Below are 13,696 nucleotides of genomic sequence, written 5' to 3' on the forward strand. Positions count from 1 at the left end.
AATGAATTTACCAAATCTAAATCGACGCGGTTTCTTTAAATTGGCAGGACTTGGGCTGGCAGGTCTTGCTGCATCCTCAGTTAGTAAAGTAGCGATGGCGGCCATTCCAGAAATTGTGTCAGCTGAGGCTGCAAACACCCAAGCACCGCTACATCCCAATACTGGAAGACCCTATAACCCAGTTGTTACGCTGAATGGCTGGAGTCTACCTTGGCGCATGAATAAAGGCGTTAAGGAGTTTCACTTGGTCGCTGAATCTGTGGTCCGTGAAATCGCACCGGGTATGAAGGCCAATTTGTGGGGCTATAACGGACAAAGTCCAGGTCCAACCATTGAAGTGGTTGAGGGAGACAGGGTGAGAATTTATGTCACCAACCGCCTACCTGAAAAAACTAGCGTTCACTGGCACGGGCAACGGCTACCAAATGGCATGGATGGAGTAAGCGGCCTAAGCCAGCCACCGATTGAACCAGGCAAAACTTTTATGTATGAGTTTGAGGCAAAGCGACCTGGCACATTTATGTATCACCCACATGCCGATGAAATGTTACAGATGGCGATGGGCATGATGGGGAGTTGGGTAACACATCCAAAGAACCCCAAATTTATGCCAGTAGATCGCGATTTTATCTTTTTACTGAATGCCTATGATATCGACCCGGGTAGCTATACGCCTAAAGTGAACACGATGTTAGATTTTAATTTGTGGACTTGGAACAGCCGCGCATTTCCAGGAATTGATCCAATTGTGGTTCGTAAAAATGATCGTGTACGGATTCGCGTTGGCAACCTCACAATGACCAATCACCCGATACATCTGCATGGACATGAATTTGAAGTCACTGGCACTGATGGTGGCTGGGTTCCAGCATCCGCCCGCTGGCCGGAAGTAACCACCGATGTGGCTGTCGGGCAAATGCGTGCAGTGGAGTTTATTGCAAATGAGCCTGGCGACTGGGCTTTGCATTGTCATAAGAGCCATCACACCATGAATGCAATGGGGCACAATGTACCCACTTTAATAGGTGTAAAACAGAACGATCTCATTAAAAAAATTGGTGATTTGGTTCCAGACTATATGCCGATGGGCGAAACAGGCATGTCTGAAATGACAGACATGGCAGAGATGATGGAGATGCCTCTACCTGTAAACACGCTACCCATGATGGCTGGCAAAGACCAATTTGGAGCCATTGAAATGGGTGGCATGTTTACTACAGTCAAAGTACGTGAGGGTTTGGCACGCAATGACTACAAAGACCCTGGGTTTTACAAGCATCCAAAGGGTACTGTGGCTCATGAAGTAGAAAATGATTTGCCGCCAGTCAGTAGAGCTATGCCGTCAACTAAAGAAGAAGGAGTTGAAATGACCGTCAGAAAGCCTAACGGCCATGTTGGGCATTAAGGTTTAATGCTCTGTCAATCATTGCTAAAGAATGTAGTGATAACGGACTCAATAACAAGCAACGACAACACCAAGGTATCTTTCGATGCCTTGGTGTTTTTACTATAGTTGTGGTATTTAAGTGACTTCCATGCGTACTTGGTATCAATTAATGGTTGATGCAATCGACCTCTTTGGCGATGCCATGAACGATGAGCGTTGGGCGGAGATTAACACCATAAGCATAACAGCCCTCATTAACTACTTAAAAACCTAAATTAACATCAAGCCTAAAGTTGTTGGTATGATAAGAATTCGAACCAGAAGATGTTGCGAATGCCAAATCAACAATGATGTTTTTTTGGGCTTTGTATCTAAGACCAAGACCTAAAGAACCAAAATCATTCGGATTGGCATTAGTAGCAAGATTGTAATTTTGACTACTCGCACCTAAATTGGAAACGTACATATTCTGAGTAATATCCCCACCAAAGTTGCGTGAATATTGAATTTTGATTGAAGGCGTAAGCGTAGCTGACGCTAACTTGATATCGTAAAATGCATTTAAGCCAGTTAATACAGCTTTAGAGGTGATTTTACTATCATCATATGTTAAAGCATTAGTTGAGCCAGTTTCTGAGTACTTATCCAGCCGAGTAGACGTAACATCAGTTCTTATATAGGGTTGCAAACTGACTCGTTGTACTTGAATGATGCTACTTAATCCAAGGCTTCCAAATGTCACATGTCCGTCACGATTTCCAGATAAGTGCAGACTATCTGTCACAGACCAACGTCTGTTATCAAATGATGTCTTGCCATAGCCTAGCACACCATCAATATACCAATCAGAAGCTACTTGATAGCTTCCGTAAATGCTACCAGTAGTTTGATGAGATCTTGTTTCACTTCCAAAATCATCAATATCTGTCTTATCAAAACCATAACCAAGTGCACCACCAACAATCAGACTATTCGCTAATTGGTAATCAATACCCAATGTTATTCCTTGACTAGAAAATTTATTATTAGCACCTTGTCTATCAATAGCACCATAGTCCAAACTTCCAGTCGCCCATATGCCTATTGGCAGATTATCAAAGACTCGCTGATTGAATGAGAGTAAATTATTCGTTTCTGTCAACATTGAATTATCAGCATCGGACATAGTTTGTGGCGGCTGAGTGTTTTCATTCGTATTTCCTGCAAGGATGATAGGCTTTCCTATAGATTCTTTAGGTAGAAATTTGACTTGTGAAGTCTCAGTCGAGACGTGGCCACCCAACAATGATGTCAGCGAGCCAACAACTGGATTGGAGCTACTAAAAGAAAAACTGTTGTTCTTAACATTAAAGTTTTGATGAAGTCGCTGAAAGTGGTCGGTAATGTTGTTGATTTGGCTTGCAGTGAAACGCTGCACAACATAGGATTGCATGGCCTGTTGATTTTGCGTTGCCACATCGATTGATGTGGTTGCTTGTGTACGCAACAGTAATTGTAGTGTACTTTCTTTTTGGATGTTGTAATCGGAAAGTGTCCTACCATCTTCAAGCTCTTTACCTGCAAAAAGCAATCGCTGCTGGTCTGGTGAAATACCTTCTTTATCTTGAATCTTAGCTTTAAGGCTTTCAATAGAATCACTATTCTCGACCTCAAGCGTGATAGTTTTCCCAGTAAGCGTTTTAACGAAAATTTGCATAGCAAGTGCAGCAGGAGAAAGCATAAACATTATCAAAACTAAGCCTAGCTTAGTCATACTTTTAATGAATATATTCTTTTCTGGCTTAACCATTGAGGTAAAGCTAATACCGTTTTGTTGAGAAACTAAGATCAAGGCAGATTGATTTTTCATACTAGTTTGTTAGTAATGCTTTAATTAGTCGCGATTGTTATTTGGTTTATTATATAGGCAAAGATGATACTTAAATAAATGGCCCAATAAATATGCAGTTTACAGAGATTCTTGATAAATTTAGGGCATTAGGCGGCGTTGCTGACAATATCGAATTGCGCCATGGTCGCTATGGAAGGGGAATATTTCCAATAAACCCAAATAAACCTATCAAAATCAAAATCCCAAGCAAGCTACTAGCATCTCCAAGCTGGTTAGTTTTAGACCGTGACAATCACATTAGAATTAAGCCTAAGCTTGAATTAGAGCCTGCATGGGTTGATTTTTATGAAAGCTATCAACAGTTCTTTGGATGGAGTAATGTCGGCATCAATGAATTGAGCGAATATCATAATGAGCTGACAAAACTACCAAAGAAAATTAAACAGTTTCTATTGCTTTTTGGTTGGCATGACGAAGATTTTGATAAAAAAAGCGTTAAAGACTACTTAAAAGAGTACCTTGCTAGTCGACAGATTCGAATTGGGAATGAGTCGAAACTTATGCCTATCATCGAGCTCATTAATCATTCAGCTGATGGTAAGCAATATATTGCTGATGATGGCGTTAAGTTCGAGGGTACTTTTAAGGATGAGGCTTTGGCCTGTTACCATGGGAGTTTTGATGCATTACACTTCTTTAGAATTTATCATTTCAACTCAGAGTCAAGTACGGTTTTATCCTGTGATGTCAAAATAGAAGTGCCCAACGTAGGTTTGATTAATATTTCTAGATTTGACGCAATGGTTGAGATTGTAGATGGTGTTGTGATACCAAGGATGGTTAAGACAAAGTCTGGAATCCAGATAGATTTTATTGAGCTCGTTAACAAAAAGAATAAACAAACGCCTAGGAAAATATTCACGGATGGAATACAGCGATTTAATGTTTCATTCTTGGTAGCAAATCAAATATTTGATGGTTTAATTGAACATAACCGTAAAGCCTATTCAAACTTTGCCAGTGAATGTAGGTTATCTAACAACAAGGTAGCAAAAGAACTTGAGTCTATTGCATTAAACCAACTGAAACTTCTAAATGAATGAATAAGTAGCCAACTTAATTGGGGGCTTTATCCGCAAAGCTGACTGTCGCCAGATATCAACCTATACTTAGTCAACACAAACTTTATTGCGTCCTGTTTCCTTGGCCTTATACAAGGCTTTGTCTGCTTGATTAAGTAGCGTGTCGATATTGACGTTTTTATTATTAACCGCAGCAACACCAATAGAAACTGTAAACTGTATAGGCAAACCAACGGGTATATCCACTTTTGTTTTGGCGACAGTTTCGCGCAAACGCTCAGCCACTTCTAGCGCTTCTTTAACCTCGGCTTCTGGCAAAAGGATGGCAAACTCTTCACCACCGATGCGGCCCGCTATATCCACTTGACGTAATGTCTCTTGACAGACTTTACTTAGCGCTTGCAGAACGGCGTCACCCACTTGATGGCCATACGTGTCGTTGACGTTCTTAAAGAAATCAATATCTAACATCAAAACAGAAAGCTGTGTGTTGTAACGAATGGCACGTGACAACTCTATTTCAGCTTGCTCCATAAAGTGTCTGCGATTAGACAAGCCAGTGAGGTAGTCTAAATGCGCTTGTCTGGTAAGTTCTAATTCAAGATTTTTACGTTCGGTGTAATCCCTGTGCGAGCCAATCATTCGAACGGCTTTGCCTTCTGCGTCACGCTCTACAACTTTTGCACGATCTAATATCCATTTGTAGTCACCGCGCTTAGTGCGCATTCTATATACCAATTCATGTACTGAGGTGCGCCCTTCGATCGCGTCGTTAATAGACTTCCAAGCGATTGGTACATCATCAGGATGTACAAAATCTGACCACTGGTTTATGGTCTGCTTAATCTCCTCGTAAGTGTATCCAAGCATCTCTGCCCAGATATGATTGCGCTCTACTTCCCCTGAGGGGATATGCCAATCCCAGAAACCAAGACCGCTAGCCTCGAGCACATAATTAAGTTGCTGTTGACGGCTTCTCAGCAATAACTCAGTTTGTTTGCGTTCTGTCCTACGCAGAAACAAAGAATAAGCTAAGACGCTGGTAAATAATAAAACAATGGGAATAATGTACTTGAGTAAGTCACGTAGACCAATCTCTTTTTCTGTGTAAATACCAAACCACTTTTCATAAATGCTATCGTAGGTTTTGTTGGCTTTAGTGATGGCAAATGCTTCGTTAATTTTGCTCAACAAATCAGACTCACCGTCATGTACAGCAAATGCAAACTTTTGCGTAAATCCCGCATTCACTTTTAAAGCTTTAATATTGGTAATCCCATTGCTGGCTAATGATTGCAAGCCAACAACTTTGTTGACTAACATGGCGTCATGCTTGCCAGAGGCTAACAAACGCATTCCTTCTTCCGCATTATTAACCAATACTAATTGTTTATCCCATCCCCTTGATCTCGCGTACGATGTCTCTACATCATCCTTAATCATGATGATAGATTTACCATTAAGGTCAGACTCTGAATTAACACTTGATTCATTCTTTCGAACAAATATTCCGCCTTTAAAAATGGCATGTGGAACAGAGAAGTCTGCATAAGCTTGAGCCTCATCTGTGATGTTGAGGTTAATCAATACATCTATTTTGCCTGTTTTAAACTCCTGAAGAAGTTCAGTGAAAGGCAATACGCGTATATGGTAGTTTAGACCCGCCTCTGTTGCGACTGCCTTCCATAGCTCTACGGTAAAGCCACCAGCGGTTTCATCAGTCATGCCAGTGGCAAATGGCGGGAAATCTTGCTCACTACCAACAATCAGCGTGTTGGTTTGTATTTGTTTCTGCTGGGGAGTTTTTTGTACTTGAGCACTGGTCTGGCTGTCTGGAGAAAGCGCATAAACAATCTTAGCTCCAATCAATGAGAGCATTAGCGCCAGTGAGATGCAAGTGCAGATTTGAAGACTTAAGTTTTTGACAGAGCCATTCACTTTCGCCACTTTCATTCTCAGAAGTTATCGTTTCTTTCCATCTCGTTTGTAAAAACGCTTATGGAAAACAAAACGAGGCGGGGTTGAGACTTCTTTAGTATCGGCGACTATTTTTAAGGCGACCGATAAGTGTGTTGCTACTTCAGTATACCAACCTAAATTTAGATTAGGCAAAAAATTAGTATCATTTTTATAATCCTAAGGCAGGCTAATTAGTCCAGTAGATATGCCATTTTTTAAATCTGCGAAGAGGATTATCGAAATTCATACTTTGTGGACTTTTAGGAAGAGTGGACACCCTCTAATACTTTACAACTTATATTAACAGACAGGTTAAACCCGATCAAAGATGGTCGGGTTTATCATTTTGCAGAATGCAGCACTAGTCTCTTGAGGAGTTTAATTGCCAGCGTTCCAAATGTGAGTGCGAGCTATCCACTTACCGTTTGCATCTTTCTTAAAAACACTAGTCGTGATGCCGCTGTAAGTGGCTGTTACGCCATCCTTTTCAGGACCACTAGCGCTCCACTTTGCGACCTGATAAAGCGTTTTATCATCACCATCAACGGTGACTATTTCCAATTTATGATTCTTCAAACCTGCTTCAAAAAAACTTTTAAATAAATTCTGAATCTCTGCACGTCCAGTCAGAACTTTGCCGTTGCCTGGTGAAAGTACAGCATTTTCTGCATATAAACTAGCAAGTGAACTAGCATCTGAATTATTAAAGGCTTTATTCCATGTATTGTTTAATGCCTCTACAGTTGTTTGGGCGGTCATTTCTTCAGCAAATGCAATACTTGTTGTTACAAGGCTAAAAGTTATTATCGCGAGTGTGTTTTTAAACAGTGATTTCATATGGGGTAATCCTTAATTGAAGTGTAAAAAACCATGAAATAAATAATTTTTCATGTCGCTTGCAGCTAATTTGTCCAAGCATCATTAATAACAGAATTCAGCAGGCATCAACTGAAATAAGAAGATGAGCCAAACTCTAGTTAGGCTCATTATAGTTAGCTGGCTAACTAAATGCAAATTTAATCTTTAAACTTATGTATAAGTTTTTCTAAGGATTTGAAGCAATATATCTCTTGCCATTACTTAGCTGTTATTAATGTTTTGATAGCACGCATTAAAAAATCGCTAAATTTAAACTGTGATTGAAAAAACCTTAGGAGATTTTTATATGGAAAACACAAGTAGCTGTAGAAATGCGTTTGGGCTTTGAAGTAACAATGTACCTAATGAACAAGTAATTCCTTGTTCTTGATACGACAGAACCCAGCTTTAAGCTAGGGTTTTTCATTCAAGGCGCTCAATAAAGTAAGTTAAGATTTCTGAAAACTGAATGAAATAATTCACTGAATAAATTCCCAACGACTCACTCAATGATTTAACTATATGGAAGAGTCTGGAAAAGCAAAATTATTTACACCCTCTGTCACAGAACAAAATGTTCTTCGACATTAAAGTCGTTTACAACTTCATCCTTCAACAAAAATATCTTTGTCGAATTTCCATTAAAGTCGTTTACAAGCATTCAAACTTAATCTTGAGTCTTCAAATACATTGATAAATTTAAGATAATTGATGCTGGATCGGCCAAGATACGGTAGACACTATGAAGTAGGGTTTGTCTCATTAAAACCTATGACAACTAAATCCGCAAAGCTGACGGTCAACTATAGAAGCTAACCGACTGTGATCAGCCTTGAATTCAACCGGTCGATGCAACACACTGGAATCTGCGTAACATACGTATAAGTGTTTCCGAGTTGATTTGTGCTAGGAGTTATTTCTGGATGATAAACCTTGCCGATTGCAAAACCTATATCCTATCTTTGGACTTACTACACTCCAACCAGCAATAATAAAAAAAGCTCATACACTTACGTATGAGCTTTATCGTTAACATCGCTTAAATTATCATTGTTTATGGCATTTAATAATGCTTAAAAAAGATATTTAAAAGTCGTAAATTAAAGTAGCACGGCCTGTGATTGGTGAACCTGGCGTGATGTTATTGTTGTTATGTGCATAAAGCGCATATTCTTTGTTAGTCAGGTTTTCCAAGTTCACTTGCAAGCGTGTATTTTTGTTAAATTTCGCAAAAATAGCCGCATCTAACCGTGTATATCCTGCTAAAGTAGTGCTTTGTGTAGCAGTTGGAGATTGGGCGTACATATCTGAACGGCTGACCACGCCGATAGCTGCACCCCAAACTTCATTGAAGTCATAACGATTCCATAGCGAGAAGGTATGTTTAGGTGTTTGACCCAATTCTGAACCCTTTAGTATTGCACCTGTACCTGAACCTTGTTGCTTGGTGATTTCACCATCTTGATAAGCGTAACCACCGAATACACTCCATTTATTAGTGATATTTCCTGAAAGTCCCAACTCCACACCTTTTGTTTCTTGACCATCTACCAAAACTTGTAAAGTTGAGTTATTGGGGTCTTGAATTTGAACATTTTGACGCTCTAATTTATAAATTGCAGCAGTTAATGCCAAGTCTGAGTTTACGTCCCATTTTGCACCCACTTCATAGTTAATGAACTTTTCCGGATCAAATGATTGATTGGTTACGGTAAGCGAGGTAAGTTGTTCTCCTGCGCGCGGTACATATGACAAACTGTAATTTGCGTATAATGAGACCGGCTCAAATGGTTTATAAATCAGACCTGCACGAGGTGATAACAAGTTATCTGTGACCTTGAAGCTTTCAGAAACAGTCGTACCCGTACCAAGCCTTCTTACACCATCAAAGTCAGTTTTAATACTGTCGTGTCTTAATCCTATAATAGCTTGCCATTTCGGAGATAAAACAATTTGATCTTGTAAATACAAGCCAACTACATCCATCGTAGATTTATTATCGCGGAATGCATTATTGCTATTCACCAAATTGGGCCTAAAGCTCACTGGCATATTTCCGATTTGTGTCGTGTCGTTTGCGTTCAACGTAACCTGTGTTCCGCTTGTAGTAAAGTTGTTATTAAAAAATCCTGCCAATCTATCGTTATTGGTTTCTTGTGTACTTAACTCCAAACCAGCTAGTAGTTTGTGTTCAATTGAGCCCCATTTAGCAGTATAAGTTAGATCGGTTTGATTGATTAAATTCTCGCGCTCTGTAGTATCCAGGTAACCACGCACTGTAAAGTTGCCGTTATTTGAAACAGCACTATCGGCAAATACGTTTTGATAAAATTTATTATAGTGTGCGTAACGGGTGCGGTTTTTTACATCAATACCATTATTAAAAGCATGTTCAAACAATGCATTAAAGGCAACTGTTTCAGTTTCTGTAGGGCTTAAATCTGAACTACCATAAAACGCTGAATGGTCACTTATATTGTATGGTCTTCTATTGTTTACGCTGTTGCCGGCACCGTTGGCAGAAGGTATGCCGCGATCTGTTACACGTTTGTCTTTAAAGTATTCCATGCCTAGCGTTATTTTGGTTTTATCATCTGGTCTAACGGTTACCGTAGGGGTGACGCCATACCGCTCAAGATCAACACCATCGCGGTACGATCCAGAGTTTTCATAAACAGTATTGATTCTGAACGCAATTTCATCATTAATAGCTCGGCCAAAATCTGCTGAAATGCGTTTTTGGTCATAAGCTCCGTAACTGGCAGTGATTTGACTGATTGGATCCCAACCAGCTTCCTTAGATACCCGATTCACTACCCCACCCGCGCCGCCTCGGCCAAATATCATACCACTCGGCCCCTTTAATATCTCAATTCGGTCAATGTTGTATAAGTCACGATAAGTTTGTACATCATCACGTGTGCCATCCACAAAGAAATCGCCGGTAGTCGCATTGCCTCGAAAAACAATTGCATCACGGTTACCTTCACCTTGTATTGCGGTGACGCCAGGCACATAGCGAATAGCTTCCGATATGCTTTGAACGGATTGATCTTGAATTTGATCTTGCGTCACAACGGAAATAGCTTGTGGTACGTCACGTAATTCAGTATCGGTTTTGGTAGCAGTTATACTGCGTTTAGCGTTGTAGCCTTTTACTGGTTTAGTGTCACTCAATGCAGGAGCTACGACATCAATTTCTTTAAGAGTAATTTCAGCGCTTTTGTTGGTTTCTGCAAAAGCGTTAGTTGTATTTGTCATCAACATAACGCTTGTGCTAATTAAAGCTGTATTAATTGCAAATTTTAATTTGGAAACTTTAAATTGATAGCCAAATTTTGTCTTATGGGAAGCAGGGGGGGTAATAAATTGCATTTGTAACTCCATAGATAATTTTAGTATGGAAATAATAATACAAATGAGAATCGTTCGCAATTGTAATTTTTGTGATATATTAAATCTAAAGGTAATAACCAAACCCTCGGTTGCGCACTCGGGAACGTTGCGAATCGGGTGGTGCGCGGGCAAGTTGTGGATTTTCTGGACTTCCATCGACTGCATGCACACTGACTTACCTTCAATCTCGCCGATATGGCGATCATGTCTGGGGCGGTTCTGCTAATTGTGAAAAGGTTGAACCAAAGAAAGACTGTGGACTCAAATTCAATTGAGAATTATAATCATTCGTAGTAATATTGTTCAGGAATTTCACATGTTTTATCGAATACTTGATCGCTGGTTAATGGCAATGCTGCTGGCGACTTATACATTTATCGGCGGACCAGCACACGCCGCCGATACCACCGAAACCAAAGCCAAGCAAATTTGGCAGCTCTTGGACTACGTGGCCGTTGATTACGGCGGTGCGATAGCTAATGGTGCGGTACTTAAAGCTTCCGAATACACCGAAATGTCGGAGTTCGCTAACGCGGCCGAGCGTCAGTTGCGCGAGCTGCCGGGCCAGACTGGCAAGGACGCCTTGTTAAAACAGGCCGCCGAACTGCGCGGTGCGGTGGCGAATAAAGCCGATCCGGTCATCGTGGCACGATTGGCGCATGCACTGTCCAGTGCCGTGCAAAAGACGTATCCATTCCCAGTGGCTCCAGTCGCCATGCCGGACTTGGCACGGGGCGCTCAGTTGTTTCAGACGCAATGCGCGGCATGTCACGGCCCGCAAGGGCGCGGCGACGGCTCCTTGGCAGCCTCCCTGAATCCAAAACCGACCGCGTTAACCGATCACCTGCGGGCGCGTGAACGCAGCCTGTTCGCACTGCATCAGGTCATCAGCAATGGTGTCCAAGGAACCGCGATGCAGGGTTTCGACTCACTGTCGGACAAGGATCGTTGGGCGTTGGCTTTCTTTGTCGGTACGCTGTCTTATGCAGAAAGCGACAAGGCGGAAGGGGCCAAGCTCTGGCAAGCGAATGCAAAGGCTAGTCAGACGGTCGTCAATCTGGATGCACTGACGCAAATCTCTGAGCATGTCTTAGCAGACAGGCTAGATGAACCGTCGGCCAAAGCGTTGATTGCATACCTGCGCACCAATCCAACTGCGCTGGACGCGAACAAACCCAAAGGTACAGCGATTGCCAAGGCTAAGCTTGCCGAGAGCGTGGCTGCATTGCAAGGCGGGGATCGTGCGGCAGCAACTAAGCTGGCCTTGTCCGCCTATCTTGATGGTTTCGACCCGGTCGAACCGGCACTCGCCACTCGCAACCGTCAGCTGTTCGAAAAAATCGAAGCCGCGATGGTGTCCTATCGGGCATTGCTGGCAAACGGTACGCCTGCCGACGTGCAGGCCGCACAACAGCGGTTGCAAGGTTATCTTGGTGAGGCAGACAATGTACTCGCACCTTCGGAAAACGATGCTGTGGCGGCCTTCGTTGGGGCGCTAACCATCTTGCTACGTGAGGGCTTGGAAGCTCTGCTGGTGGTTGTGGCCATGCTGGCCTTTCTCAAGAAGGCCGAGCGCAAGGATGTGGTGGTTTATGTACATGCTGGTTGGGTGGCCGCACTGGCGGCCGGCGGCGCCACTTGGTTCGTGGCGACCTACTTGGTCGACGTCAGCGGAGCGAGCCGGGAATTAACAGAGGGCTTCTCGTCGATCTTCGCTGCTGTGGTACTGCTCGGTGTCGGCATGTGGATGCACCAAAAGAGCGTTGCGGGTCGTTGGCAGGTTTACCTCAAGGAAAAACTGTCCACGGCACTCAATAAACGCACGGCGTGGTTCCTGTTCTCGTTGGCTTTCGTTGCGATGTACCGCGAGGTGTTCGAGACGGTACTGTTCTATACCGCCCTCTGGACTGAGGGTAATGGCTGGCCACTGCTCGCTGGCTTGGGAACAGGAATGGCGCTTTTGGCGCTGATTGCACTCGTATTGCTGCGCACCAGTGCGCGACTGCCGATTGGGCAGTTTTTTGCGGCAAGTTCCTTGCTAGTGGTAGTGCTCGCGGTGATTTTGGCTGGCAAAGGTATTGCAGGGCTGCAAGAGGCCGGACTGTTGCATACCAGTCCGGTTGCGATTCCTCGCATTGACCTGCTGGGCATCCATCCGTCATGGGAGACTCTCTTGGCGCAGGTCGCCGTGTTACTCACCGTTGTAGTGGCCTTCAGAATTAATTTGCGTTCGTCTCGTCAAATGACAATACAGCAAAGCTGAGCCACATTAGTAATAAAATGCCAAATTAAGCTATACAGACGGCGGCATCGTGTTGTGGAACACGGTCTATCTGTAGCGGGCGGCGCATGAGATAAGCGGCAACGAGCATCCAGTAGAAGACGCATTGTTGTAATACCTGTCGCCGTCAACTGGGAGCAAATCAATCTGACCGGCGATTAGCTGTGGCACGGCAGTGCCAAGATCGGCGCGGGCAAGTTCAGACCGCAACGGCCGTGGCAATCAGCTTAGCGTGCTTGGCACTCTATGCGGTTGAGCGAGCTCTCCATATCAAGATACGCGTCGCACACCTTGCTGGATGGCTGCAGGTTCGCTGGGGCTGATAACGCTCGCAGAAGTAGGACGCAGCTACTTCGTCAGCAGCAAGCCGTGCTCGACGTTAATGATAAGCATTAGCTCCTTGGCCTTAATTGTGAATGCCACCTCGTTGATGCTGATTGCCCAGAAAAAGCACTACGGTGACCACTTGAAAGCCAGCTAAATTTTCTCGGCTAACGATGTGATTGCGAATCTAGGAGTGATTGCAGCAGGCATCCTGGTCGCCAGGACAGGTTCTGCATGTCCTGACTTGATCATTGGAACTATCATTACTCTCCTCATTCTGATTGGCGCTCGCCGTATCTTGAGGCTTTAATAAAAATGAAATTCGACGGGGAAGAACTTCACCATGAAAATAAATTATGTAAGAATTCAACTTTTGTGAATGTCCACTATGCGGATTCAGTGGAATAGCGGTACATAGTGGACGCGCAGGTTTAGCACTTCAATGTCTGCAACCAGCTGTGAGTTCAACCGGTTGGATTCTTTAGTTGACCGTCAGCTTAGCGGCTGACTGTCAGCATCAACACGCACAGACAGCCATCAACCGCTTTGTCCGACAAATCGCACTGCTACTAGTCCTT

10 protein-coding genes and 1 pseudogene are annotated in these 13,696 nt (G+C 43.1%); 7 read left to right on the forward strand and 4 right to left on the reverse strand.

What is annotated here, in order from left to right:
• Position 1 precedes the first annotated feature (1 nt).
• Positions 2–1,405, forward strand: coding sequence for a multicopper oxidase family protein (locus C3Y98_RS02530; protein WP_135276562.1), 1,404 nt, complete (start codon positions 2–4; stop codon positions 1,403–1,405).
• A gap of 130 nt (positions 1,406–1,535) precedes the next feature.
• Complete coding sequence (locus tag C3Y98_RS12865) at positions 1,536–1,661, forward strand: hypothetical protein (protein WP_280818740.1); 126 nt, start codon at positions 1,536–1,538, stop codon at positions 1,659–1,661.
• Here C3Y98_RS12865 and C3Y98_RS02535 read toward each other — a convergent pair.
• On the reverse strand, positions 1,650–3,236 hold the full coding sequence (locus C3Y98_RS02535) for an autotransporter domain-containing protein (protein WP_135276563.1): 1,587 nt from the start codon (positions 3,234–3,236) through the stop codon (positions 1,650–1,652). The two genes, C3Y98_RS12865 and C3Y98_RS02535, sit on opposite strands and share 12 nt — an antisense overlap.
• 92 nt (positions 3,237–3,328) lie before the next feature.
• Here C3Y98_RS02535 and C3Y98_RS02540 point away from each other — a divergent pair, with 92 nt between their 5' ends.
• Positions 3,329–4,321, forward strand: coding sequence for a hypothetical protein (locus C3Y98_RS02540; protein WP_036302135.1), 993 nt, complete (start codon positions 3,329–3,331; stop codon positions 4,319–4,321).
• A gap of 66 nt (positions 4,322–4,387) precedes the next feature.
• Here the strand turns inward: C3Y98_RS02540 and C3Y98_RS02545 are convergent, their stop codons facing one another.
• Together C3Y98_RS02545 and C3Y98_RS02550 are read right to left on the reverse strand one after the other, a co-directional pair.
• Positions 4,388–6,253 carry a diguanylate cyclase gene (locus tag C3Y98_RS02545; RefSeq protein ID WP_135276564.1) on the reverse strand — a complete coding sequence of 622 codons (1,866 nt, stop codon included), beginning with the start codon at positions 6,251–6,253 and terminating at the stop codon, positions 4,388–4,390.
• A gap of 384 nt (positions 6,254–6,637) precedes the next feature.
• On the reverse strand, positions 6,638–7,096 hold the full coding sequence (locus tag C3Y98_RS02550) for a YybH family protein (RefSeq protein WP_135276565.1): 459 nt from the start codon (positions 7,094–7,096) through the stop codon (positions 6,638–6,640).
• A gap of 326 nt (positions 7,097–7,422) precedes the next feature.
• On the opposite strand from C3Y98_RS02550, the gene pqqA reads away from it, so the two are divergent.
• A complete protein-coding gene (gene pqqA, locus C3Y98_RS12925) occupies positions 7,423–7,494 on the forward strand; it encodes a pyrroloquinoline quinone precursor peptide PqqA (RefSeq protein ID WP_425339459.1) in 72 nt (23 codons plus the stop codon).
• 709 nt (positions 7,495–8,203) lie between these two features.
• Here pqqA and C3Y98_RS02560 read toward each other — a convergent pair.
• A complete protein-coding gene (locus C3Y98_RS02560; protein ID WP_135276566.1) occupies positions 8,204–10,492 on the reverse strand; it encodes a TonB-dependent receptor in 2,289 nt (762 codons plus the stop codon).
• Positions 10,493–10,570: 78 nt separating this feature from the next.
• On the opposite strand from C3Y98_RS02560, the gene C3Y98_RS12870 reads away from it, so the two are divergent.
• The 3 genes and pseudogenes from C3Y98_RS12870 to C3Y98_RS02575 all read left to right on the forward strand — a co-directional run.
• The gene (locus C3Y98_RS12870; RefSeq protein ID WP_135276711.1) at positions 10,571–10,687 is read left to right on the forward strand and encodes a signal peptidase II; all 117 of its coding nucleotides are present in this window, start codon (positions 10,571–10,573) and stop codon (positions 10,685–10,687) included.
• 142 nt (positions 10,688–10,829) lie between these two features.
• Positions 10,830–12,776 carry a cytochrome c/FTR1 family iron permease gene (locus tag C3Y98_RS02570; RefSeq protein WP_209308730.1) on the forward strand — a complete coding sequence of 649 codons (1,947 nt, stop codon included), beginning with the start codon at positions 10,830–10,832 and terminating at the stop codon, positions 12,774–12,776.
• Between the two features lie 43 nt (positions 12,777–12,819).
• Positions 12,820–13,025 (forward strand): annotated as a pseudogene (locus C3Y98_RS02575) (Tn3 family transposase); the annotation flags it as partial.
• Between the last annotated feature and the right edge of the window lie 671 nt (positions 13,026–13,696).

It is taken from the genome of Methylotenera oryzisoli, from assembly GCF_004661485.1.
Lineage (GTDB): Bacteria > Pseudomonadota > Gammaproteobacteria > Burkholderiales > Methylophilaceae > Methylotenera > Methylotenera oryzisoli.

What these genes read in the sequence shown, in the direction of transcription:
- C3Y98_RS12865 (WP_280818740.1), top strand. Translation starts at nt 1,536, where the DNA reads ATGCGTACTTGGTATCAATTAATGGTTGATGCAATCGACCTCTTTGGC.
- C3Y98_RS02535 (WP_135276563.1), bottom strand. Translation starts at nt 3,236, where the DNA reads ATGAAAAATCAATCTGCCTTGATCTTAGTTTCTCAACAAAACGGTATT.
- C3Y98_RS02570 (WP_209308730.1), top strand. Translation starts at nt 10,830, where the DNA reads ATGTTTTATCGAATACTTGATCGCTGGTTAATGGCAATGCTGCTGGCG.
- C3Y98_RS02540 (WP_036302135.1), top strand. Translation starts at nt 3,329, where the DNA reads ATGCAGTTTACAGAGATTCTTGATAAATTTAGGGCATTAGGCGGCGTT.
- C3Y98_RS02560 (WP_135276566.1), bottom strand. Translation starts at nt 10,492, where the DNA reads ATGCAATTTATTACCCCCCCTGCTTCCCATAAGACAAAATTTGGCTAT.
- C3Y98_RS02545 (WP_135276564.1), bottom strand. Translation starts at nt 6,253, where the DNA reads ATGAAAGTGGCGAAAGTGAATGGCTCTGTCAAAAACTTAAGTCTTCAA.
- C3Y98_RS02550 (WP_135276565.1), bottom strand. Translation starts at nt 7,096, where the DNA reads ATGAAATCACTGTTTAAAAACACACTCGCGATAATAACTTTTAGCCTT.
- C3Y98_RS02530 (WP_135276562.1), top strand. Translation starts at nt 2, where the DNA reads ATGAATTTACCAAATCTAAATCGACGCGGTTTCTTTAAATTGGCAGGA.